A 23,209-nucleotide genomic window follows, 5' to 3' on the forward strand; every position below is an offset into this window, starting at 1 on the left:
ATAGACATCATAAATTTTGCTTTTTTCCACTTTGCAATAAAGATGGAATCTGATAGGATAAGTTTATAAATACGATGGTTTTAGTGAGGATTAAAAAGGAGGCCGCCTTGCCATGCAAGAATTAACACATCTGGATCAACTTGAGGCTGAAGCGATATACATTATCAGAGAAGTAGCAGCGGAGTGCGAGAAACCGGTCATGTTGTATTCCGTCGGCAAGGACAGCTCGGTCATGCTGCATTTGGCCCTAAAGGCTTTCTACCCCGAGAAGCCGCCGTTCCCATTCATGCATATCGATACAACCTGGAAATTCAAGGAAATGATTGAGTTCCGCGACCGAAAGGCGAAGGAATTTGGTATCGAGATGATCGTGCACTCAAATGAAGAGGCTATTCAACAAGGAATTAACCCCTTCGACCATGGCTCCGCATATACCGACATTATGAAAACCACAGCCCTGAAGCAGGGATTGGACAAATACGGATTCACGGTTGCGTTCGGTGGCGGAAGACGTGATGAGGAGAAGTCGCGTGCGAAGGAGCGGATTTTCTCGTTCCGGAACAAGAATCACTCGTGGGACCCTAAGAACCAACGTCCGGAGATGTGGAAGCTGTTCAACACGCGAATCAACAAGGGAGAGAGCATTCGAGTCTTTCCGCTGTCCAACTGGACTGAGAAGGATATCTGGCAATACATTCGTCGGGAGAACATCGATATCGTTCCGCTTTACTCCGCCGACGTAAGACCGATCGTTAATCGTGACGGGCATATCATCATGGTGGATGACGAGCGGATAAAGCTTGAGCCTGGTGAGAAGGTAGAGATGAAGAAGATTCGCTTCCGCACGTTGGGTTGTTACCCGCTCACGGGCGGTGTCGAGTCCGATGCTGTTACGCTGGATGAGATCATTGAGGAGACATTGGGTGCGTTATCTTCCGAACGGACCAGTCGGGTTATCGATCAAGAAGCGGCGGGAAGCATGGAACGACGCAAACGGGAGGGCTATTTCTAACATGAAGAGTCTACTTAAATTCATTACCTGCGGAAGTGTGGATGATGGCAAGTCCACGCTGATCGGACATATGCTCTATGAAGCCAAGCTGCTGTTTGCCGATCAAGAACGCGCGCTTGAGCTCGATAGTCGATTGGGAAGCCGAGGCGGCAAAATCGACTACTCGCTGCTCCTGGATGGTTTGCTGGCCGAACGCGAACAAGGGATTACCATTGATGTGGCATATCGTTATTTTACGACGTCTCATCGTTCCTTCATCGTGGCGGACACACCGGGACACGAAGAGTATACGCGCAACATGGCTGTAGGCGCTTCCTTTGCCGATCTAGCCATCATTCTGGTGGACGCTACCAAAGGCATCATTACCCAGACCAAACGCCATGCCCGGATCTGCGCCCTGATGGGGATCAAGCATCTCGTATTGGCTGTGAACAAGATGGATCTGGTCGGCTTCGATCAGAGGACGTTCGAGGCAATCAAGGAAGAGTTCATCCAAACGACTGCCGAATTCCAAATCAAGAGCATTCAGGTCATTCCCGTGTCTGCTACGGAAGGGGACAACATTACAACCCAGTCGCCGAATGCACCCTGGTACGAGGGGTTAGCATTATTGCCGTATTTGGAAAGTATAGATGTTCATACTACCGATGATACGAAGCCTTTCATGATGCCAGTTCAGCGTGTAAGCAGACCGGACCATACGTTCCGTGGGTTCCAGGGCCAGATCGAGGCTGGAAAGATCTCGGTCGGAGACGAACTCATGACTCTGCCAAGTCGGGAGAAAGCCAAGGTTAAGCGGATTTTGGTGACGGACCAAGCTCAAGATTCGGCTTATGCTGGCCAACCGGTTACGATACAACTGGACCGCGAAGTTGATGTCTCGCGGGGTTGCGTGCTCACGATGGACAATCAAGTCCAAGAAGCTGACAGCTTCGCTTCTACAATCCTGTGGATGGACGATTCCGTCCTGACTCCGGGCAAGCATTATTGGGTAAAGGTCGGAACGAAGACTCTTCCAGGCACTGTAACGGCGATTACCCATAAAATTGACATTAACACGGGCCATACCGTTCCGGCCGATCAAATTGTTAAGAACGAATTGGCCAAGTGTGAATTCACGCTGTCGGATCAGATCGTCTTCGATTCCTTTGAACACAATAAGAGCATTGGAGGTTTTATCCTCATTGATCGTGTCACCAACATGACGTCTGCTTGCGGAGTCATCGATCAAGCTCTGAAGGGAGAAAGCCGATTTTCCACGCTGGATACGGGGATCACGAGAGATGTTCGCGCCCAGCAGAAAGGACAATCTCCACTGACGGTATGGTTTGCTGGCTCGGATACGGTAGCTCTCGCCAAGGAAGTGGAGAAGCGACTAATGTCATCCGGTTACCATACGATGCTGCTTGAGAGCGTCAGTGGAGAAACGCTCCGCGGAACGGCGGAGATGGCAAAGGTGTTGAACGACGCCGGCCTGATCTCACTGGTATCCCATGATTCTATCAGTGCGGGCGAACTTGAGACAGCTCGAGAGATCATCGGGGGCAAAGGATTTATCGAAGTTAACGCGGACGAGATCGGCGGAATGTCCATCCAGGATGCCGCGAAATCCGTGGTTAAACGAGTCGTGCAATCCGTTATCGATCACAGTCCTTCGAATAACTACGACATTTAATAAGCATGTCCGATAAAGCGGTTGCCGATTAGGCAGCCGCTTGTTTGTTTCGTCAAGATCCCTTTATATGGGGAGACTGATCTCTGGATGCCAACATCACCCGTGCTGAGGTTGCAGCTATCGTCCAAAGAATATTGAAGGCTTCTGACTTGACTTAAAACACCGAAAGGGTTCCCCCATGCAGGAAGAACTGCATAAGGGGAACCCCTTTTTGTCTTTGTTCCGATACCATCCACTAACTACAGTAGTCTAAAACTCCCATCATCCCAAACGGTAATTAATACACATGCACACCCGTACCAAGCACGGACTTGTTTTGGACGGAATTACCGGAGAGATATACCTTTTGCAGATCAGGCAGCTGGCTTAGGGTCTCGATATTGGAAATGGCATTGTTCTCGAGATGAAGCTCTTCTATGGCCTGCCAGTTGCGCATGAATTCGAGAGAAGCCAAATTGCTGTCTTGCAGAGTGAAGGAACGCAGAGCGGACAGTTTGGCAAAGTAAGGCATCATTTGGTCAACTTCAGTAACAGAGGTATTGTTTATGCTGAAATATGGTTGCTCTAAGGTCAAATGTTCAAGCACGCTGTTCTCTGCGGCCGATTTTTGCTCAAAATTCAGCCTACACTCGGAGCACATGAGAGATTTCACCCGCTTCAAACGAAATAAAGCATCGCTCTCCTTATATAGTGACGAGTCGTAAATGTTCAGGGTCTCTAGGCTGGACAAGCCGTCCAGGGCACCAAGACGGGTGACTTCATCGATCTCCCAGAGGGAGAGTTGCTCCAGTTTCGGGAATTTCCCCAGCGCAGCCAAGTTCAATTCACCGCTTCCGCCACGGAGCGTCAGACTGGTTGCAGCCGGTGCCTTTAGACCGGTGAGAAAGGAGCTTGGAATTTCCACTCGCCCCGCATTAGGCAATGTCAGCGCTTCTGCTTTCTCGTAGTAACCGGACAACGTTAATTCCCGCAGAGAGGGCAGACTGTTTATGGCCTTTACCGAACTAAGCTGACTTAGAGAAGCCAGACGTAGTGTAGTAATGGAGTTTTTGCCGGCCAAGGGCTCCAGGCTTGAGAAGTTTACGTTTTCGATATCTAGCGTCTGTAGAGCAGGCATATTTTGTACAAAGTCGATGGACTTTACATTCGTTAAGAAGGACAACTGAAGCTCCTGAAGCTGGGTCAAGGCGTACAGCGGCTGCAGGTCTGTGGTTTCACTGTACTGTATGGATAAGGATGACAGCCCGGTCATGGAGGACAACCATCCCAGTTCATCGACAAAGGTGAGCGACAGGGACTTGAGCGGCAGCTTGTTCAACAGAAAGAAATCCGTTACGGACTCATCCACATAGGTAATGGATAAAGAGCTCAGATTAGGAAACTCCAGCAGCATGGCCAGTTCCTGATTGCTGCGAAGCTGAGTGGAAAGCTCCGTTATTTTAGTCTTGTCGCCAAAGTAGCCCGAAAATGTACTAAAGGATTCGTTAAAAGCGCCTCCATAACTTTTTAATCCGGACATATGGGCCAAAGTGGTTTGATCCGTCTGGGAGATTTCATAGGTATTCGTCAGGTCCAATGCCGTCAGTCCCGTAAAGGCTTCAAAATCTCGCTGATCGATCTCCTGGCTATTCAGTTTCTTGTCCTGAGTAACATATGTGATTTTCTCAGCCTGTTCATCGCTGAAGGGATCGGAGAGGCTATATGTAAACGTCCACTGATCATTCTCCGAATACTCTACAGTTAAATAGCGAAGGCAAGCCAATTCCTCCTCTGTCGGCAGGGCAGATCCTTTATCGAAGATATCTCGCAAAAAGGAAAGAAGAACCTCGCTTTCGGGCATCTTTCGTACAGGCAGATTGGCTTCTGTTTTTGAATAGGTGGAGCTGTTGCTATAATAAAAATATGTACCGATGGCGCCTGATATGACAAGCAGCAGTACCAATAACAGCCTTAGGGGGACGGAGACGGAGACGGACGGCTTCGGCGTGGCCTCAGGAACTGTCCCGTGGTAATGATTAATGGTCTGGTCTACGTAATAGACATGATTTTGCTTCAATAAAAGCTCTGTCTCACAATAGGGACACTTTAAAATCTCACCCTCTTTGTATTCAATTCTTCCGTTGCAATTGGGACAGTTTAACGGGATAAACGCCACGAATGTCCTCTCCTTCATTTCATTATGATGTTCATAAGATCATGCTAAACGGTGATCTGACTTCATTATACCTTGTGAATTTACGTTTGATGAGAGAAAGAAGTTTCACATAGCGGAGGGGCAAGGAAATCCTGCTCCTTTTTGATCTTTTGTAAGTATGGCTGGGGGAGGCATTAGACATCATCAAGCGAGCCGCAGCCTTTACCGGGACGGTTTATTTATGTTTATTGAACGCGAGGATGAGTATGTTATATTGAGGAGAGGAAAATCAAACGATACCATTACATAACAGGTGGGATGTAAGATGTTCTTTTTTATTACATTGCTCGTGTGCTTCGCTGTATTCATGTTGCTGACTTCGTTCTTCAATAGAAAACATAAAGTTCTAATCTCGTTAGTCAGTTCGCTGGTAGTGAGTACGCTGCTTCAGGCTCTGGAGCAATTTTACCTAAGCGGTATTTTAGTGGCATCGTTTTTGGTTTATTTTATAATCGGAAATATCAGCACTTTAAAAAGCAATCAGCTTAGGCTAATCTTGGCGGTATTATTCAGTACGTCCATAGTAACACTGGTGCTCTCGTTTACATACTTCAATCAAACCGCAGCTCCACCGGATGCCGAGATTCTTAGAGTTATGTTTATGTACTACCCTTTATTAGTTGTATTTATTGCCTGTTATATCTACATGCTCCTCAGCTTGTTCAATTTTAAAATGTTGCAAGCCACCAATCCGTTCCTCTATATCTGGAATAAGGTTCTTGCTTTCAGACGGATGATGCGTTTGTTCTGGATTATCTCACGTAAAGGTTTGGCTCATTTGATTCAGCAGGATCATGCCAAATTGCCCTTTGCGATTGCTGAGGTTTTGGATAACATGGGCGGCGTGTTTGTTAAGTTTGCTCAAGTGTTATCGACCAAAAAAGACATGCTGCCTGCCAACTATATTCAAGCGTTCTCCAGTCTGCATGATCAGGTTAAACCGCTGAGCCAAGATGAACTGAAAACAATCATTGACACTAGAATCGGAAATATGGATGAAACCTATGAATCCTTTGGGATGGAGCCGATTGCTGCGGCTTCGATCGGACAGGTTCATCTGGCAAAGCTAAAGTTAACGGGCGAGAAGGTTGTTGTTAAAATTCTAAGACCTGACGTGAAGCAGAAGATGACAGTGGATTTGGATATTTTGATCCAGTTTGTCACATGGCTGTCCGAACGCTCTATCAAAATCAAGAGGCTTGGGTTAATCCATTTGGCCGAAGGATTCAAACAGAATTTGCTTGAAGAAACCGATTTTGATATCGAGGCCTTAAATACGAATCTGTTACGAAAAGCCTTCCAGGAACATGATATTCAGATCCGTGTTCCTAAAATCTACGCCGAGTTCTCAACGAAACAGGTGCTCACCATGGAATATATCGAAGGAACCAGCTTCACAAAAGCGGTGACAAACGACGTTTCGGTGAGGGTGATGCACGCATTTTTGGATCAAATTCTGATGATTGGTATCTTTCATGCGGACCCCCATCCTGGCAACATCATGCTTACTTCTGATGGAGAAGTTGCTTTGATCGACTTTGGTTCAGTGGGATATCTAACGGATGAGGAACGAGAAGGCATGCTAAGTTTCCTGATGGGTTACAGCACTAAAGATACGAAAGAGATGGCCCTTGGCTTAACGCGAGTCTGTGAGGAAGGAGATTTACTGGATCATAAGCTGATTGAACAACGCCTTAATCGTTTGTTAGCAGAAGCATCTTTCTCGCCAGACCCGACAAGTGTCATGATGAAACGTATGATGACCCTGATCACGGATATGGGGATGTCCTTAAAACCGACCATTGCTGGTGCGTTTAGGGCAATCATTACGCTGGATGGTACGTTGTCATCTGTAGATGATACCTATTCTTTATCCGCAGCAAGCCAGTCCTACGCCAGCCATATGGATAAAGGGCAGATGGTTAAGGAGCGCATAAGCAAGGTCAAGGACCAGATTACGGACTACCTTCCTAGATTATTGGAACTGCCTATTCTGAAGGAAAATAAAATTACGATTGCTCGTGAGCAAAATCATTCATTGAATGATGTTATAGGCACGTTAACGGTGGGGATTTTCACGGTGATCTGTATGGTTGTTATGCTCGCAAGCTTTGTAGTACAGAGCGAAATCATGCGATTTCTACTTGGTCCATTATCCATATCAGGCTTTGGTGTAGGGATGACCATTTTGAGCGTATCTGTAATTAAACATTTGAAGCCTAAGATGTAGTGTAAAGATAGATCAGTCAGATCAGGTATGGAGAAACAATCATTTACTTTTTTTAAGGGTAGGTCGCACTGTGCCAGTATACGTAATTCGAGATCGAATCGACGGATTATCTGCTAAAGTTTTAAACGAATGGTCGATTGCAGAGTACACTGACACGTATCGCTAAACATAAGCAGGCAACCGTCAATCAATCGGAGCCTACAGAAGGCTCCATTCCGCTTGTGCAGTGCCTCGGAGGCTTTCATATTATGTTGCTTGGTGAACAAAACAGGAATTCGTGTTGCGGCCGGAGGACGACCTCGTAAACAGTAATGACACTGATGCCCGATTACGAGATTGACGGCCGCGCGTTAATCCGAGTTCATCTGGAACTCCCGAACCGAGCGAGGCATGATTAAATAAGTCATTAAGCGATCGAAGTAATGGGATGTTTAACTTGTACAGGGTAGAGATGATCACCAGGAGTTCTTACAAATAAGCCGTCATTGGTAAGGGTACTTTTTAAAACGAGATGTTCTGTTGCATCTGGTGTGAAATGAAAGGTTATTGTCTCCGTATCCTCATCTGCAATCTTATCCAAGATATATTTCATATTTATATCGTTTAAGCTAACAACGTCGAAGAGCTCAATACGATTTTCTTCTTTTTGATAGATCACGATGGCGCTTTCATCTTCCAAGTGATAAATATCGTTACTGAACACATTCAGGCAGTAAAACAGGAGTATGCCTTGAGTCTGGGCGGTTGCGAAATGCCGAGAAACGGGCAATCTTTCCGATGCGAATTTTTGAATAAGATGTAAATCATCCGCGTTAGTAATATCGAGTTTCCGAAGCTTAGCAGGTTTGAGTGATTTTTTTGCCGTATAATTCATTGAAAAAAGATGTTCTTCCACAGGCTTAAACCCAAACTTGGGGTAAAAATCAAGCACCGATTCATTGGCGAAAAGGTACATGTAATCATACTTGTTCTCGTATTCCTCTAAAACTTTATTCATTAAACGTGTAGAGAGTCCTTTCCCCCGATAATCAGGATGTGTCATCACCGTGCCGATTTGAATCGCTTTTTTCTTCTCACCGTGAATGATGAGCTCAAGGATGTTAATAGAAACGTTGGCAATCACCTGGTCCCCATCGACATATGAATAAGGGATGTAACCCTCGCCCCAGTATCCTTGTTGATACCAATCTTCAAAGTTGATCTCAAACGTGTTGACAGCAAGCTCGAAAAAACTGTTGCGTAGTACTTCATTGTTTTTATAATTCTTCATAAATATTAATTCTTGCATGGTATTCTCCCCTTAATTCTCAAAAGTGACTTTTTGTATAGTGGTACGATCCCGTATTTAACTATGTAAAATATGATTACAGGTGACAATTCTGCTTATAAGTTGTTGTTGGTTAAGCAGGAGTTGTAACAAGAGAAAGTGGAGTTTGGTATGAAAAGAGACGCGAGCGAATTCGCGTCTTCTTTTTTGCATGCTACATAGGATAAGTTTAAATACAATTGCGTCAGTGAACTGTTTTTCACTATTCAAAATCTTGGTCCATTACTCTACGGCAAAATGCACGACTGCACTATATAACATCTTGTTGAGAATTGGGTGGTACGTCACTTGATGTTGAACTTGCTTCACCCGCAGCATTAATGCTTTGTTCATTCCGATTCGTTCTTCGATGGCTCGTTCCAGTTCACGGAAGTCATAAGCCTGCAAGCATTCGACTTTGTCTTTGATCATATCCAGTGAAATTTCCATATTTGATTCAGGCCCCCTCCAAATTATAATTTGCAGGTTAAAAGCCTGCCGAGCTTCATTTTAGAGGAGCTTTTCCAGTTCGGCAAGAGTAATCGGGCTGAAAATCTAATAAAGACGTGATAAAATCGGGAAAGGACAATTTCGAGATCATCGAACTTTCAATAATCTGAAGGTCTAATGGAAGTGCTAACAGATACTGATGTTTGAAGGAAGTTCATTTGCATGGTATAAGTGAAGAAGCAAGGAAACCATAATATGAATTGCAACGAAAACTGTTAATGTTAATTATAATGTAAACGATAGGCAAGCAGATTCAAGAGTTACGAGTTTTACTATTTTTATTATTAATGAGGACATAGACTGTCCTGGTATGTATAGAGGAGCTTTTGAGATGACAAAGGAAAACTTTTGGCGTGAATTGCCACGACCATTTTTTATATTGGCACCGATGGAGGATGTGACGGATGTTGTGTTTCGTCATGTGGTGAGTGAAGCAGGGCGACCAGATGTATTTTTTACGGAATTTGCGAACACGGAGAGTTATTGTCACCCGGAGGGGCACAAGAGTGTGCGTGGGCGTTTGACGTTTACAGCGGATGAACAGCCGATTGTGGCTCATATCTGGGGAGATAAACCGGAATTCTTTCGTGAGATGAGTATCGGTATGGCAAAGGAAGGCTTTAAAGGTATCGATATTAATATGGGCTGTCCTGTAGCGAATGTTGCGGAGAATGGAAAAGGAAGCGGCTTGATCTGCCGGCCAGCCCTTGCGGCGGAGATTATTCAGGCGGCGAAAGCCGGGGGGCTGCCGGTCAGTGTAAAAACGCGTCTTGGATTTACTGAGGTCGTCGAATGGCGCGACTGGTTAACTCATATTTTGCAACAGGACATTGTTAATCTGTCCATTCACTTGCGGACGAGAGAAGAAATGAGCAAGGTAGACGCTCACTGGGAACTGATTCCGGAGATCAAAAAACTGCGAGATGAGATCGCGCCGAATACACTGCTGACCATTAACGGGGATATCCCGGACCGTGAGACAGGACTCAAACTTGTGGAGCAATATGGTGTGGACGGCATTATGATTGGACGGGGTATTTTCCAGAATCCGTTTGCGTTTGAGAAGGAGCCGAAGGAACACAGCAGTGAGGAATTGCTTGATCTGTTGCGGCTGCATTTGGATCTTCATGATCAATATTCAGGACAGGTGCAACGTTCGTTCAGTGCGCTTGCCCGTTTCTTTAAAGTCTATGTCCGCGGATTTCGAGGGGCAAGTGAGCTCAGAAATAGCTTAATGAACGCCAAGTCAACAGGTGAAGTTCGTACGCTGCTTCATGAATTTGGAATTAAGGATCAAGATGAGGCGGAGGAACGTGGGATTTAAGTTTCCGAGTTCGGAGAAAGAACGGACGATGCGTAAAGTTAGTTTTGGTGTGGGCAAGCGTTATACTCTGGTCAACAAACTAACAGAGATTGAAGAGTTACGTTATGTCGAAGTGCTTCCGAAGTTGAAAATAATGAGGGTATCCCGATATATTAGCAACTTCATCCACGGTAGGCTCTCAAGTCATGCCGAGTATTACTCGCACTTAGTCAGGAAAGATTAGTAGTTATGATGTAATGACGATTATAAGAAAACAACAGCTAAAAAAGAAGCGGGAACAACTCCGCTTCTTTTTTAGCTGTTCTTGTAATTCTATTTTAGCCTTAATACTTTACCCGTAAAAACTTCATTACAATCTGTCCACTAACATGATTCAAGAATTTCACAGTCGTCTATCCTTGGAACATTAACGCGTGTACTCCGGTTGGGCCATGGCGATCGGCTGAGGATTCGCTAATACCCATAATACCGCCAACTCGGATAATCTGGCAGGCGCATCAAAATCGTATCCATTGCGAAGCCTGTTGACCAAGTCTGATGCTTCTTGGAGAAGTGCCGGGGCGAGTGGAACACCAGTGTTCAGGTGATGAATCAGTGCATCTAGCATCTTGCGATACTCTGCATCCCAGTTTCCTCCGCCATTATCCAATACTTCATGAGACACGCGCCCTGTGATGCGAATAACCTCTCCCTGCACCGTTTGCGCATGTCCCTGGGCCGGGATAAGATATTCCCACAGCTCTTGGTGTTGCTTGGGCCAGGTGGCTGCCTTTACCTGAATGGGGGTGGTCCCATCGTGCATGATCCGATTCGCTATCGGCTCAACATTAAATAACTGGTACAGTTTGATCAGCGCGTCTGAAACTTCATCGACCTTGTCCTTATTGAACTTCTCACGGACGAATTCAAAATCCTTACCGATCCGCTTCACCGATTCTTTCATATCCGGGGTGAGCGATGCTCCGGCATGCAGCAGAATTGCGGCAATCTCTGCCAGATTAACTATATCGCTATTCCTGCAATTGACTAACCCCTTAGCTAATGGCGTATTTCCCTGTTTATTTTCTACGTTAATCGTAGCGCCTTGGTTTACCAACGCTTGAACCACTTGGGTTCTATAACCACTGACCGCTGCATGTAAAGGTGTTTCATTTTGGTAGTCCACAGCATCCAGATCCGCACCTAATTCGAGGAACAGGGGTACATTTCCAGACCAGTGTGAGGCATGGGCATGTAGAGGCGTGCGTTGATATTTGTCACGTGCATTGATATCTGCCCCTTGTTCTACCAGCCAGCGAACCAATTCATCCGAAATATGCCGAAAGCTGAGAGCCGTACCTTTGCTGTAGCCCCCACGGGCATCCCATTCGCATTGTTCGAAAACCTCTTTTACGGTAGCGATATCATTATCTTTAACGAGTTTTTCCATATGAGCAGGTAATGTTGTTTTCTTCTTAGTCATTAAAAAAACCTCTCCTTGTGAATGACATCGTATTGTCGTAATGATAGGCAATGATAGATGGATAGAAAGCAGATATTTTCTGCAAGTTTATCATATGGGAGAATATAAGACCAATTACTAGATTTAATTAGCGGATACAACAAACAGAGGAATTGAACCTGTTTTCAAATCGAATAGGGGACCTTGCTTTGTTTGGCTATGTTATAATTTTAGATGAGTTTCCATAGGGTTGATGGATTGAAAAGTATATAAAATGATCGCCGCAATTCGTGCGGTAGGCTTTTGATAATAGGAGGATCTATGTCCTGGAGTAAACTGAAGCAACAATTAGAGAGTTTTCTTAGTCCCGCGTTAGTTGGAAAAGTGGGTTACCGTGCAACCAGCTATCGCTATGCCCCTGATAAATCAGGCAATTGTTACATTACTGTAGATCAAAAGAACATCCTGAATATGAGTGATACTGCAACGCCGATCCGTTGGTATCAGACGGAACAGGAGATCAAGAACGATCCTAACATTCTTATTCCAGTGAGCGATGACGAGATTGAAACTATCCGGCAAGAGTCCAAAGGCAATATTCCCGAGGATCGATTGCAAATCATGGCAAGGAGCAGAAAAATCTCCGTACATGCCAAAGCGCTTATGGCGGCACAGGCTGCACTCAGTAAATCGAATTTTACCGTTGCAGCTACCACATATCTATCGACTTCTATAGAAGATAATCTGGAGAGCAATGATATTTTGTATAATATTCTGGCTTTAATGGACAGACGAGTTGGCAAAAAGAGGATTCTGTACATATCTGAGCAGGTCAAATTAAAGCATCCAGCGGTGCAATATTTCTATGAACTGCGTCGTCGTACGGTGTGAAATTTAATAACACATGGATAGAGGTACACTGTGGCTGTGACGGTTTCACTGAAATCTGCCTAACAATTAGATATAGCTTTTAACTATAACCAGTTATGGTTTTTAAGTATCCCTTCTAACTGCTCTCGGCGTGATATGATAATCGTATACAACGAGGGGGTTTTTACATGACTGATAAGTTCCAGATCGTAGGAAGTTTATTGCGGCCGGATGAGCTGCTGAAATATAAAACGCAAATTGAACATAATGATGATATCCAATATCCGTTCTATGAAAACTACGAAGGATATGAGAAGTGTGAGACGGAGGCTATCAAACAAGTTGTAGCTAAGGAAATCGAACATAACTTGTCCGTTGTTACCGATGGCGAATTTTCCAAATCGATGTGGCATCTGGACTTTGTATGGGGATTTGGTGGCGTGAAGCGTTACATCGCGGATCACGGCTATTTCTTCAGAGATGTGGACGGAACATCGAAATATGAAACACGCAAAGATATTGGACTGCGCATCACTGACAAATTAAGCGGAAAAAATCATCATTTCATTCAATTGTTCAAACAACTGCAAGACACGGCGGGTGACCAGCAAACGAAACTTTGTGTACCATCGCCTTCCCATATTTTCGGTGAGCTTTCCTGGTCGGATAACATTGGCGGTACAGATTCCGTTTATCAGAACAAACAGGAGCTCAAAGAGGGCCTTGTGATTGCGTATAAGGAATTCGTGGAGGAATTCGCTGCAATAGGCGGCAAAATCCTGCAATTTGATGATTGCTTGTGGGAACTGTTTGCAGACGACAACCCGAACTCTCCATTTACAGGGGAGCATATTAATCAAGATGAAGTACAGGGTCTCGCTTCTGAATTTATTGATATTAACAATACCGTGATTGACTTCGGTCATAGCCTTGGTTTGAAAATGTGGACACATAACTGCCGCGGTAATTATGATTCCCGCAACATGGGCGGTGGATCGTATGTGAAAATCGCTAATCTGTTCCTGAAGCAATTGAAATATGATCGTTTCTTCCTGGAGTGGGATGATGATCGTGCGGGTTCGATCGAAGCTCTGGAAGTGTTCAAGGATAGACCGGAAACGGAGATTGTATTAGGATTGCTTTCCTCCAAAACGAGTACACTCGATGATGAAGCGCGTGTTGTCCGTTTGCTGGACGAAGCATCCAAAATCATCGATAAGGATCGACTGCTGCTGTCTCATCAATGCGGTTTTGCATCCTGCGATGGAGGTAACGAATTAAGCGAAGCGCAGCAATGGGCGAAGATCGATCAGGGTCAGAAGATTGCCAAGCAATACTGGAACAACTAAATTGTAATCATACCATTTTGAATTAAAAGGGATGACTCGTAGGGCCGTTAATAGGCTTGCGAGTCATCTTTTTTTTGGATGAGACAACAAAGACGGTACAAAATCTACTCTGTGCCGTCTTTGCATTGGTTCGGAGAAGAAGAGTAAGAGCGTTTGAGACAGCATTGAGGATGAGCTTACAGGTCTTAAAGGAAATTATTTACTTTAAAGCGGAGAAGTGCTAGGATATGGTGGAAATTGTTAGTAAATGGGACTGATCATCCTTGTCACAACGTTGAAAACTCAAGGGGGCATCCGGTATTGAACATCATATTTGTAGTGGATATTTTGCTCAGTGGTCGAGGTGGAATGGAAACAGCTCTTTCGTTAATCTATCATGAGCTCAAACAGAGGCATAATGTCATCGTGATCTTAAAGGGTAAATCGGAAGATAGCACTTGGGAAGAGGGTATCAATGCCAGAGTTTTGTCTCAAAAAATGAGTGATCTTATCCCGCGGAATGTTCTGTTAAATATCTACTCGGCTGCCTTGGCCAATGTCATGAAAGATCTGTTACCAATGGATATTATCGTATCCACAGGACCCACTGGGGTCAAAGCCGCTTCAATGGCGGTTGAACGGTTAAATGTGCAAGTACCCGTAGTAAGCTGGTTGCACTTCAATCTGGATTTTTATTATAGATTCTTCGAAGATTTACGGGCTGCTGATGGACATCTGGCGATCAGTGAAGGAAATCTGAAGGATCTGCAATGTGTTTTTCCCGAAAAACAAAACAAGTTGGTCTATAATCCTGTGAAATTCGATAACGTAACGTATGTGACGAGACCATCTCACCCTGTATTCTTGTATGTTGGAAGACTGGCCGAGGTGAAGAATGTAGACCACATCATAAAGGCGTTATCCCCCCTGCAAAAGAATCATTTCGAGCTGCATATCATTGGAGACGGGAAAGAATACGAACCGTTACTAGAATTGTCTCATCAATTGGGAATACAGGAGCGCATCATATGGCATGGATGGCAGCAAAAGCCCTGGGATACAGTGCCCTGCGTGACATCTTTACTCCTGACATCGGATACAGAACCATTTGGGTTGGTGCTGATTGAAGCACTTTCCAGAGGCATTCCTGTTGTTTCCAGTAATTGCAAATATGGTCCGAGAGAGATCGTGAACTCCAGCAATGGTTGGCTCTATGAACCGAATGATTTGGAGCAACTGACGTCTATTTTGGGCAGGATTATGGACAGTGGACAACCTTCTCCGTCCCCGGAAGCATGCCGAGAATCAGTGAGAAAATATGCCGTCCAGAGCATAGCAGAGCAGTTTGAACAAGCGTTATTGGATATCGCGATGAAAAGGGCAATACAGCACGAATGAATTGTTCACAAAGTATTCAAAAAAACAGTTGACTTAAGAAGTAAATGGCAGTATTCTAGAAAAAAATTCAATTTTATGCAATTAAATACACTGTATGAAACGCCTTGAATTACACTCCCTAGAACTACCTCCTACGCTCCTCCTTTTTTCTCAACTAGACTTGAAATTACAAGCAATGTGCAGGACAAGTCTCCATTCAGTATATTCTTCTACCTAGATTTTCTCTTGCTACTTCCTCTATAAACCTTTTTTTGTTCTCTAATTGCAAGCGCTTACAGTTTTATGAGAGGAGGTGAGAGTATGAAAAATTATAAAAAACCGACATTTCGTAAATTGGAATCCGCGGCTATTGCTCAAGCAGCAAGCTGCGGCTGTGGCTGTGCATTTTCAGTTGGCGGCGGTTATGGATCATCCTGCTAATCATTTATTCTTCATGGACGCAAGAAGAGGCCTGTTTACCGGCCTCTTATCTTAATCACTGGAGGCTTGTTCATGCAAATAGACGAACGATTGCATATTCCATACGTCGCGGTGTATTACGAAGACGGAAACTATGTCGTACATAACGTTCAACTCAACTGTTGGGTTGTGTATTCACCAAGCGAATATGAGATTGCATCCGAATTGATATATGGTGGCAAGACCGTTTCTGAATTAATGGATTCGGGTGTGAACGCTCAAGATGTGAAGCGGATCGCACGAAAGATGCTGATGTATCGTGTGGCTTATCAAGGGGAGAAACCTGAAGAATACAACGTTCTGGATACGTTGCAGAAGCAGGGAATGGGCAAAGTTGCACCTACCGCCATCTATTTTGTAACGACATACAAATGTAATCTAAGTTGCATTTATTGTTATGCGGATAGCAGCCCGGAGCGTTCGATGAATGGAGATATGAACACCGAAGAAGCCAAGGATATGATCAGACAGATCAAAGATCTGGGAACCAGTACGATCGTGTTTACAGGCGGGGAGGCTTTTATCCGCAAGGATATTATGGAGCTCATGACTTATAGCAAGGAAGTTGGACTTCGTGTGAACGTCATCAGTAACGGAACATTGATTAACAGCCGTGAAAAAGTTAATGAAATTGCCAAGGTGATTGATTTGTTCACGATCAGTTTTGATTCTTTGGACAAAGAGGAGCATGAAGCGAACCGAGGTAAAAACACCTGGGATCGGGCGCGTAAGGCCATCGACCTTCTCCTTGAAGCTGGAGTCAAACTGAAAATCAATCAAACGGTGACTAAGCACAACCGGGATTCCATTGATCCTTTACTGGAGTTCGCCACCGAACGGTCCATTCGCTTGAATATTGTGCCTCTTGCGACTTTGGGTCGCGGGGACGAACGTATGCAAGGGCTCAGTTTTGCTGAACGCCGCCGTATATCCGACCGTATGCTGGATATTGAAATGGATGATGCCCATGAAGATTGTCATGCCTTAAATGTGAAGCAATATGAACGTAGAAGACATTGTGGCCATGGTACGAGTGAGTTTTCTATTGATGCCAAGGGCAATGTGTTCCCTTGCAAATTGATGCACTCCCCGATGTTTCACGCCGGATCGATTCGAGAGAAATCGCTCAGGGAAATATGGGAGACTTCCGAGGTGTTCGAGCGTTCGCGTAACAGAACGGTTCACACGTTGCCAGAGTGCATGAAGTGCACATTCCGTGAATCTTGTGGTGGCGGCTGTCGTGCTTTCCATTGGGGAGCAACAGGCGATGCGGATGGAACCTTCTCACAAGATTGCTCAGGCATCCGGCGCGGAATTCGCAGAAAAATGGTCGCTTATTTCAAACTGACAGGAGGTAAAACGAATGAACCCGTGGTTTCAAATAGCCGATGACGTGTTTTTCGATGAAAATATTGAAGGGGTGTTCATTCTTTCAGATTCTGGAGAAGTATACGTCCTGGAGGATGATGTTAGTAAAGCCGTTTGGAACATGCTTGCGGATTCACCACAATCCCTTGATGAGATGTGCCAGCATACCAAGCAAAAATTCAATATCGGTGATGATGACCATGTCGAAGACGATATCCGGGATTTCGTAACGGCATTATCCAAAATAGGAGTTCTGAAAGAATGCATGGTACCCGCAGACAGGATTTCCTGATCCGTGCATTGCAGCACGGGAAGCCGATCTCCATATTGATCGAAGGTAACTGTATGCATCCCTTGCTTGTTCACGGACAGCGCATCTCTGTCTATCCCCCGGGCGAATTAAACGAAGGTGACGTGGTGTTGGTTCGTGATCCGGTGAACCGAATTTTGGCTCATCGCATCCTTAGTCTGGAGCATGATTATGTGATTACTGCAGGTGACCGCAATCACATATCGGATACTCCCTTACACCGATGTGATGTTTTGGGTAAACTCGATATCCCGGAAGATCAGCAGCCATACCAAAATCCGCTGAATTCACGCTTGCCATCCTCTCAATTAAAAGTGGTGGTACATCCTAATGCACTTGATATAACAACCAGAGAAGTTCTATCTCATGCTTTTGCTGTGGATATTGTCATCGAAGAAAATCCGGTCAATCTCCTGATGAGCTTGCGGGAGAAGGGATGGACATCTATTGCTATTCATGCCGGTGCGAGAGAGCATCTGTCTGATCTGCCGCATACTGCAGACAAGTTGGTCGTTTTTGTTGGCTACGATGTCGGCAGAGAAGCGGATGCACCTAATGGCATCATTGGTTTGAGTGATGCGAGTTTCGTGGCAAGAACGGCAGTCAGGTATTGGGATGACTTGAATGCAGAAGTAAGTGTAGCGGCGATTATAGGTTTTCATATGAGGAGGACAACATTATGTCATGGGTAATCACCGCCACATGCGCAGATGAGCGTCTGGCTAAATGTCTTGTGGCTTGTCCCGAGGAAGCGATCCAGACCTCTCCGGATGCCAAACAATATTATATTAATCCATCCATCTGTACCGATTGTGGCCTCTGCGATCTGGCCTGCCCTGTGGCAGCAATTTTCCCTGAGAGTGCAGTGCCAAAGCAGTGGAAACACAGTATCGAGGAGAACCGTTTGTTTTTTCTCACTTAGTCATAACTTGCATGTGTCAGCGCAAGCGGGATGATACTTGCGTTGACATGTAGTATCAGACTGGAAGGGAAGTCGGAATGTGATGCCGACACTTCATGTACGGGTTGGGAGATATCCACTGTTATCAGAACTTTGCAGAGCGATTAACGAGTTAAGGCAAGATCGATTATGGATTGTTCCAGAGGAACGAAATTATCCGCCAGCGCTGTTAAATCTAATCCGTAATCGGGGACTTCGTTCGAACGTTTATCGACACTGGGGCAGTTTGTTCCTGAGAGATATGCTGGCTGTAGAGAATGGGCCGGAAGTGAAATTGTTGAAACGAATATTAAGTGCATCTGTCGAAAGTAGGGATTATAACGTTGTAGCTGAATATGAAAATCATTTGGCTACCCAATGTGAAGCCATTAAGGAATATATCGCCCCTCTGATCCAAAATTACAACATTGCCGAAGTCGTAGAGCTGAAGCTTTACCCTCTATCAACTATGCCGCCTCCGCAGATTGGACGATTCGGGGCCAGCCTTAGCAAAGCGATGTCTACATCCGTACATTTGGCTTTTGGTGCACCGCCGCTTCATCTATGGAATCAGTTTAATTTGACCGAGTCCTTTTTCGCCAGAGGTGGCATTCATTATCTCGTCAAAGAGTGGCTGGATGCACATGCTGGTGAATACGGTGAAATAAAGGAAGGATTGAAGCCACACCTGATCAACTTGGTATCCGTAGTCATTCTTACTGAAGTTGATCATTTTTTCAGTACCAATTTGGATTTTGTATTTCATGAAGAAGATCGATTGATCTATCGCTGGGCACTTTCGCAATATTCCGGTAAAGTCGGTTTTGGCGACCATCTGATTCAATATATAGATCATCTCAATACCAACTGGCCACCACCAAATCTGGAAGAGACCAAGCAAGAAATACCTTCAACGGTCGTGCATACCATCCAAATGAAGTCCCGAGTCTCCATTCAGGACCCGTTCGCGCTTCTGGCGAGTACCCGGTGGATTGGAGACTATTATGATATCGTCGATTCAGATATGGAGAACGGACGAAGCGAAGTGACGCCATTTCTGGTTTTACCGTGGAATTCCGTCAAAGCCGAAGAAATCTGTTCCCGGCACCGTATGCGGAAAAGTCACGATGGTGCTGTTTTGGACTATGAGCATATGACAGGTCTGGAACAATTCGATACCACGAAGACGCTATGTCTGCTCATCGATGTGGAGCTTGGCGAATCATGGAGATTTGTCATGTTGTGTCCCTCTGCCCGCTCTGATACGGGCTATTTCATAGAGACATCTGATTTATCACAGATTCATACACCGATCGCTTTCGTAGATTCTGCCTCGGGAAGGAGAATATTATGAGCCGTATACACGCCGGATTTGTCCAAATATGGATGATTATCCGGGCTGGGGATCGGGCCATCTGGATTTTACTATCCCTTATTCTAGCTCTCGGGGTATGGCCTGGTTTTATGATATGGGCGATCAAGCATTCAGTTAACCAATTGGCTAATGGTGACCGCAACGCTTCATTAGCTTACATAGGAATTATTGCAGGGGCAGGCACGGTTGCGATTCTGCTGAACGTTGTACAGCCCTATTTTTTGAGAAGAGTGAAAGATCATGTCTATCATAATTTGTCTACTCGTTTGTTCGATAACGTGAATCGCAGAACAGAAAATGACATGCTGCTTGCAGCAACTCGAAATCGGATTTCGAGCACATCGGAATCGGTCAGTTCCATCTATCATGGAGGACTGGATGGTTTATCCGCATTGCTTCAGGTCATCGTGACGGGATTTTCCTTGACCTGGATTTTGTTGGAGGTTGCCTGGTGGGCTCCCATTCTGATCCTGGGTGGAACAGCACTAAATGTGTTTTTGATGAAAAAAGCTGCCGTGTCGGAGTCTACCTTTCTTCAGGATATCTCGGAAATATCAAGGCTTGAAGGTACGTTTCTGGATATGCTAACGACGTTCAAATCCGCCAAAGAAATGCGTGTTTATGGGATAGCAGGCTGGATAAAGGGAAAGTGGCGGACAGAGGAAAACCGGATTGCACAATTATCGATGAAGCAAACAATCCGGGCAGGTTGTTACAGGCTGATGGGTCAACTTGGCAGCGGTGTAGTCACATCAGTTGTATTGCTCGTGGGATTATGGAAACTATGGCGAGGTACCCTGAATCCCGGAGAAGTTGCGGCGTTACTCATTGGCGGTCTGCATCTTGAACAACTGCTCAGCATGGTCCTGAGTCAGGGTAAGCACTGGCTTGGTCGAAAGATGTTTTTGGCCGAACTAATGGAGCAGCCACAAGATCAACAGGCCAAGACAGAAGCAGATATGTCCATCCATAATGAAGAGCTTGCGATATCTTCCCATGCGTTATCTGTTCGCCAGTTAATGTTCAGTTATGACGGGAATCGCAATGTATTAAATAACATTACGTTTGATATTCCCCGCGGGGCCAAAGTTGCCATCGTAGGTGCTAACGGTTCCGGCAAGAGCACGTTGATGCTTATGCTTGCTGGGCTCTTGAAGCCGGACCATGGTTCAGTAGAGTCGGAGGCTGTAGGGGGTTATTGCCTGCAAGATTATGGACGTTATAAATTATCCGTTGCAGAGAATGTCTATCTGGGCGATATTAACCGCAAGGATCACACGGAAGGCATTGCCGAAGCGCTACAACTGACCAATGCCCATTTTGTAGATAAGTTACCCCAAGGAAAGCAAACAGAGCTATGGCCAGAAGTCGGTGGATCGGATCTGTCGGAGGGGCAGTGGCAGAGGTTAGCATTAGCAAGAAGCATGTTCAGAGCGATCTACCGTGTTGGATCTGTCGTTATTATGGATGAACCAACGTCGAAATTGGACCCTTCCAATGAATTAAGCATTCTGGAATCCATTACTAACAGACTACAGGGCTATACGGTGTTATTTGTCGTTCACCGTCTGGTGGGCTGCGTTTTTGCCGATACGGTTCTCATGCTGGATCAGGGCGAGATTAGGGATTACGGAACTCATGAGCAATTATTGGAGACCTGTGAGCCTTATCAAGCGATGTGGAAAGCTTCTTCCTCTTTTATGGAAGCACCGAAGGAAGAGGGAGAAGGGGGCGTTGCCTAATGTGGCTGATTCGAGTCAAAAACAAACGAAAGATCATTCCATGGTTTTTGTTCGCTTTGTCCGTGACGTTCTTGACTGGTATATTGCCTGCACTGCGAATATTCCTGTTTGGATATGCGGTCCAGCAGGTTATTTCCGGTGTTAATGTTGAGCGGATGATCATGCTGATGGCCTGGTTTGCGGCTGCAACTATTGGAGAAAAGGTCATGGACTCGTTGTATGGGGTAGCGTTGGAGGGGCTGCGTATTCATATAGGGCGGTCGGCGAAAGATTTATATGTTGATCGATATAACGAAGTGCCATATCAAAAGCTCTTGAATCCATCGTTCTCCGAATCGGCTGAGAAGGCGGCGAACGGTTTGGACCGGGGGCACCGAATCCTTACATTAGGCCTGGATGTACTCAGTGCAGGAGTCATGCTGATCAGTTTGGGCACAGCTTTATGGTTTGTCACAAAGATCGGATGTGTGGTGATGATTGTGACGTTTGCCTTTGTTGTGTTCAAACAATACAAACTCGGCCGGCAGATGTTTAACGTCGAGAATCAGCTATCAGGTCAGCGTATCCGTGAAAATTATTACCGAAGTACAATCATGGATGTTCAACTGGGTAAAGAACGCAAGTTGTTTGGGTATTCGCCTTATATCGTGAACCTCTGGAGGAATACATTTACTGAAATTAGCAAGACCAACCAATCCTTTCTTCTGACATCCCAAAAAACAACTGGACTGATGCAGATTGGTCAGCTTCTTCTCATCTCTGTAGCTTACATGGTATCGATTCTGACAGCCAGTTCCTCCATCGGCGGTTTGATTATTGCTTTTCAACTCATTGATGAATTGCTTGGCAAGGCCAATGCTTTTGTACTTGAGCTTCGATTGTTTACCAGTGAACTGCTCGTTGCATCCAACCTCACCCGGTTTCTGTCAACCGATGTTCCAGACAATGCCGAAGCTTCATCACAGGAAGCGGACAGGGAAATTATATTATCGGGAGTCAGCTTCACCTATCCAAATAGCGACAAACCTGTGCTTACCGAAGTGAGCATGCATTTCCGAACAGGTGAACTTGTCGGGTTGGTGGGTGAGAACGGAGCAGGGAAAACAACGCTGTGTAATATTATATGCGGCCTGCTTGAGCCGGAGGAAGGCGAAGTGTGGGTAGACGGGGAGCCGAGCTTGAGTACTAGCAGGTTGCAATCGGTCGCCGTTGCTTATGCTGATTTCGCCAGATTTCCGTTGACTGCTCAGCAGAACATCGGGCTGCATCGTGATTGGAGCGATACTGCACAGCTGCTTGTACAAGACATCATCGAGCAAAGTGGAGACAAACGGCTGGGTGCGGGATATTCAGACGGAACCGAACTTTCAGGAGGGCAGTGGCAGCGTGTGGCGGTTGCCCGGGCGATGGCGAATACCAAAACCATGCTGGTACTGGATGAACCTACGGCTGCAATGGACCCGATGATAGAGGAAAGTGTCGTCAGAAGCATTAAACAATTTGTGGCTCAGGGAAAAGCGACTCTGCTGATTGCACACCGGGTCAGCACAGTCATGCACTGTGACAAGGTCTATGTCATGGCTAACGGACAGATTGTCCAGGAAGGAGCCCCCTTGCAATTACTGGAGGAGGATGGCGTATTTCGTGAAATGTACGGAGCGCAGGTTGCTTTGTTACGCAAGCAGGGGAGTGTGGCATCCGTCGGGTGAAGCCCGGAAAGGGGAAGT

The 23,209-nt window shown here is 45.5% G+C and carries 18 protein-coding genes; 14 read left to right on the top strand and 4 right to left on the bottom strand.

What is annotated here, in order from left to right:
* The first annotated feature begins 112 nt into the window (after window positions 1-112).
* Both cysD and NKT06_RS03980 read left to right on the top strand, forming a co-directional pair.
* Window positions 113-1,012 carry a sulfate adenylyltransferase subunit CysD gene (cysD, locus tag NKT06_RS03975; RefSeq protein ID WP_253430176.1) on the top strand — a complete coding sequence of 300 codons (900 nt, stop codon included), beginning with the start codon at window positions 113-115 and terminating at the stop codon, window positions 1,010-1,012.
* A gap of 1 nt (window position 1,013) precedes the next feature.
* Entirely contained in the window at window positions 1,014-2,687 is a 1,674-nt protein-coding gene (locus NKT06_RS03980) for a GTP-binding protein (protein ID WP_253430179.1), read from the top strand.
* Window positions 2,688-2,964: 277 nt separating this feature from the next.
* On the opposite strand, the gene NKT06_RS03985 is transcribed toward NKT06_RS03980, so the two are convergent.
* Window positions 2,965-4,842 carry a leucine-rich repeat domain-containing protein gene (locus NKT06_RS03985; protein ID WP_253430182.1) on the bottom strand — a complete coding sequence of 626 codons (1,878 nt, stop codon included), beginning with the start codon at window positions 4,840-4,842 and terminating at the stop codon, window positions 2,965-2,967.
* Window positions 4,843-5,146: 304 nt separating this feature from the next.
* Here NKT06_RS03985 and NKT06_RS03990 point away from each other — a divergent pair, with 304 nt between their 5' ends.
* A complete protein-coding gene (locus NKT06_RS03990) occupies window positions 5,147-7,111 on the top strand; it encodes an ABC1 kinase family protein (RefSeq protein ID WP_253430185.1) in 1,965 nt (654 codons plus the stop codon).
* Window positions 7,112-7,517: 406 nt separating this feature from the next.
* On the opposite strand, the gene NKT06_RS03995 is transcribed toward NKT06_RS03990, so the two are convergent.
* Window positions 7,518-8,399 carry a GNAT family N-acetyltransferase gene (locus NKT06_RS03995; protein WP_253430188.1) on the bottom strand — a complete coding sequence of 294 codons (882 nt, stop codon included), beginning with the start codon at window positions 8,397-8,399 and terminating at the stop codon, window positions 7,518-7,520.
* Window positions 8,400-8,660: 261 nt separating this feature from the next.
* A complete protein-coding gene (locus NKT06_RS04000) occupies window positions 8,661-8,867 on the bottom strand; it encodes a DUF2536 family protein (protein WP_253430206.1) in 207 nt (68 codons plus the stop codon).
* A 391-nt stretch (window positions 8,868-9,258) separates the two neighbouring features.
* Between NKT06_RS04000 and NKT06_RS04005 the strand changes: the two genes are divergently transcribed.
* Window positions 9,259-10,251, top strand: a complete 993-nt coding sequence (locus NKT06_RS04005; RefSeq protein ID WP_253430209.1) for a tRNA dihydrouridine synthase — start codon at window positions 9,259-9,261, stop codon at window positions 10,249-10,251.
* A 406-nt stretch (window positions 10,252-10,657) separates the two neighbouring features.
* Here NKT06_RS04005 and NKT06_RS04010 read toward each other — a convergent pair whose 3' ends face one another.
* Window positions 10,658-11,713, bottom strand: coding sequence for an ankyrin repeat domain-containing protein (locus NKT06_RS04010; RefSeq protein WP_253430213.1), 1,056 nt, complete (start codon window positions 11,711-11,713; stop codon window positions 10,658-10,660).
* Between the two features lie 300 nt (window positions 11,714-12,013).
* Between NKT06_RS04010 and NKT06_RS04015 the strand changes: the two genes are divergently transcribed.
* The 10 genes from NKT06_RS04015 to NKT06_RS04060 all read left to right on the top strand — a co-directional run bounded on the left by NKT06_RS04015 (window position 12,014) and on the right by NKT06_RS04060 (window position 23,191).
* Window positions 12,014-12,583: an SF0329 family protein gene (locus NKT06_RS04015; RefSeq protein WP_253430216.1), complete on the top strand. Its 570-nt coding sequence runs from the start codon at window positions 12,014-12,016 to the stop codon at window positions 12,581-12,583.
* Between the two features lie 167 nt (window positions 12,584-12,750).
* Window positions 12,751-13,911 carry a cobalamin-independent methionine synthase II family protein gene (locus NKT06_RS04020; RefSeq protein WP_253430219.1) on the top strand — a complete coding sequence of 387 codons (1,161 nt, stop codon included), beginning with the start codon at window positions 12,751-12,753 and terminating at the stop codon, window positions 13,909-13,911.
* A 300-nt stretch (window positions 13,912-14,211) separates the two neighbouring features.
* A complete protein-coding gene (locus NKT06_RS04025; protein WP_253430222.1) occupies window positions 14,212-15,288 on the top strand; it encodes a glycosyltransferase in 1,077 nt (358 codons plus the stop codon).
* Window positions 15,289-15,780: 492 nt separating this feature from the next.
* Window positions 15,781-17,139 carry a radical SAM/SPASM domain-containing protein gene (locus NKT06_RS04030; RefSeq protein WP_253430225.1) on the top strand — a complete coding sequence of 453 codons (1,359 nt, stop codon included), beginning with the start codon at window positions 15,781-15,783 and terminating at the stop codon, window positions 17,137-17,139.
* A complete protein-coding gene (locus tag NKT06_RS04035; protein ID WP_253430227.1) occupies window positions 17,111-17,407 on the top strand; it encodes a PqqD family protein in 297 nt (98 codons plus the stop codon). The genes NKT06_RS04030 and NKT06_RS04035 overlap by 29 nt, the downstream gene beginning before the upstream one ends.
* Window positions 17,377-18,117, top strand: a complete 741-nt coding sequence (locus tag NKT06_RS04040) for a S24/S26 family peptidase (protein ID WP_253430230.1) — start codon at window positions 17,377-17,379, stop codon at window positions 18,115-18,117. The genes NKT06_RS04035 and NKT06_RS04040 overlap by 31 nt, the downstream gene beginning before the upstream one ends.
* Window positions 18,105-18,347, top strand: a complete 243-nt coding sequence (locus tag NKT06_RS04045) for a 4Fe-4S binding protein (RefSeq protein ID WP_253430233.1) — start codon at window positions 18,105-18,107, stop codon at window positions 18,345-18,347. The genes NKT06_RS04040 and NKT06_RS04045 overlap by 13 nt, the downstream gene beginning before the upstream one ends.
* Before the next feature lie 82 nt (window positions 18,348-18,429).
* The gene (locus NKT06_RS04050) at window positions 18,430-19,719 is read left to right on the top strand and encodes a hypothetical protein (protein WP_253430236.1); all 1,290 of its coding nucleotides are present in this window, start codon (window positions 18,430-18,432) and stop codon (window positions 19,717-19,719) included.
* Window positions 19,716-21,482: an ATP-binding cassette domain-containing protein gene (locus NKT06_RS04055; RefSeq protein WP_253430239.1), complete on the top strand. Its 1,767-nt coding sequence runs from the start codon at window positions 19,716-19,718 to the stop codon at window positions 21,480-21,482. Before NKT06_RS04050 ends, NKT06_RS04055 begins: the two co-directional genes overlap by 4 nt.
* A complete protein-coding gene (locus NKT06_RS04060; RefSeq protein WP_253430242.1) occupies window positions 21,482-23,191 on the top strand; it encodes an ATP-binding cassette domain-containing protein in 1,710 nt (569 codons plus the stop codon). Before NKT06_RS04055 ends, NKT06_RS04060 begins: the two co-directional genes overlap by 1 nt.
* Window positions 23,192-23,209 lie beyond the last annotated feature (18 nt).

Origin of the sequence: Paenibacillus sp. 1781tsa1 (assembly GCF_024159265.1) — a bacterium.
Classification (GTDB): Bacteria; Bacillota; Bacilli; order Paenibacillales; family Paenibacillaceae; genus Paenibacillus.

What these genes read in the sequence shown, in the direction of transcription:
- cysD (WP_253430176.1), top strand. Translation starts at nt 113, where the DNA reads ATGCAAGAATTAACACATCTGGATCAACTTGAGGCTGAAGCGATATAC.
- NKT06_RS03980 (WP_253430179.1), top strand. Translation starts at nt 1,014, where the DNA reads ATGAAGAGTCTACTTAAATTCATTACCTGCGGAAGTGTGGATGATGGC.
- NKT06_RS03990 (WP_253430185.1), top strand. Translation starts at nt 5,147, where the DNA reads ATGTTCTTTTTTATTACATTGCTCGTGTGCTTCGCTGTATTCATGTTG.
- NKT06_RS03995 (WP_253430188.1), bottom strand. Translation starts at nt 8,399, where the DNA reads ATGCAAGAATTAATATTTATGAAGAATTATAAAAACAATGAAGTACTA.
- NKT06_RS04000 (WP_253430206.1), bottom strand. Translation starts at nt 8,867, where the DNA reads ATGGAAATTTCACTGGATATGATCAAAGACAAAGTCGAATGCTTGCAG.
- NKT06_RS04005 (WP_253430209.1), top strand. Translation starts at nt 9,259, where the DNA reads ATGACAAAGGAAAACTTTTGGCGTGAATTGCCACGACCATTTTTTATA.
- NKT06_RS04010 (WP_253430213.1), bottom strand. Translation starts at nt 11,713, where the DNA reads ATGACTAAGAAGAAAACAACATTACCTGCTCATATGGAAAAACTCGTT.
- NKT06_RS04015 (WP_253430216.1), top strand. Translation starts at nt 12,014, where the DNA reads ATGTCCTGGAGTAAACTGAAGCAACAATTAGAGAGTTTTCTTAGTCCC.
- NKT06_RS04020 (WP_253430219.1), top strand. Translation starts at nt 12,751, where the DNA reads ATGACTGATAAGTTCCAGATCGTAGGAAGTTTATTGCGGCCGGATGAG.
- NKT06_RS04030 (WP_253430225.1), top strand. Translation starts at nt 15,781, where the DNA reads ATGCAAATAGACGAACGATTGCATATTCCATACGTCGCGGTGTATTAC.
- NKT06_RS04035 (WP_253430227.1), top strand. Translation starts at nt 17,111, where the DNA reads ATGAACCCGTGGTTTCAAATAGCCGATGACGTGTTTTTCGATGAAAAT.
- NKT06_RS04040 (WP_253430230.1), top strand. Translation starts at nt 17,377, where the DNA reads ATGCATGGTACCCGCAGACAGGATTTCCTGATCCGTGCATTGCAGCAC.
- NKT06_RS04045 (WP_253430233.1), top strand. Translation starts at nt 18,105, where the DNA reads ATGTCATGGGTAATCACCGCCACATGCGCAGATGAGCGTCTGGCTAAA.
- NKT06_RS04050 (WP_253430236.1), top strand. Translation starts at nt 18,430, where the DNA reads ATGCCGACACTTCATGTACGGGTTGGGAGATATCCACTGTTATCAGAA.
- NKT06_RS04055 (WP_253430239.1), top strand. Translation starts at nt 19,716, where the DNA reads ATGAGCCGTATACACGCCGGATTTGTCCAAATATGGATGATTATCCGG.
- NKT06_RS04060 (WP_253430242.1), top strand. Translation starts at nt 21,482, where the DNA reads ATGTGGCTGATTCGAGTCAAAAACAAACGAAAGATCATTCCATGGTTT.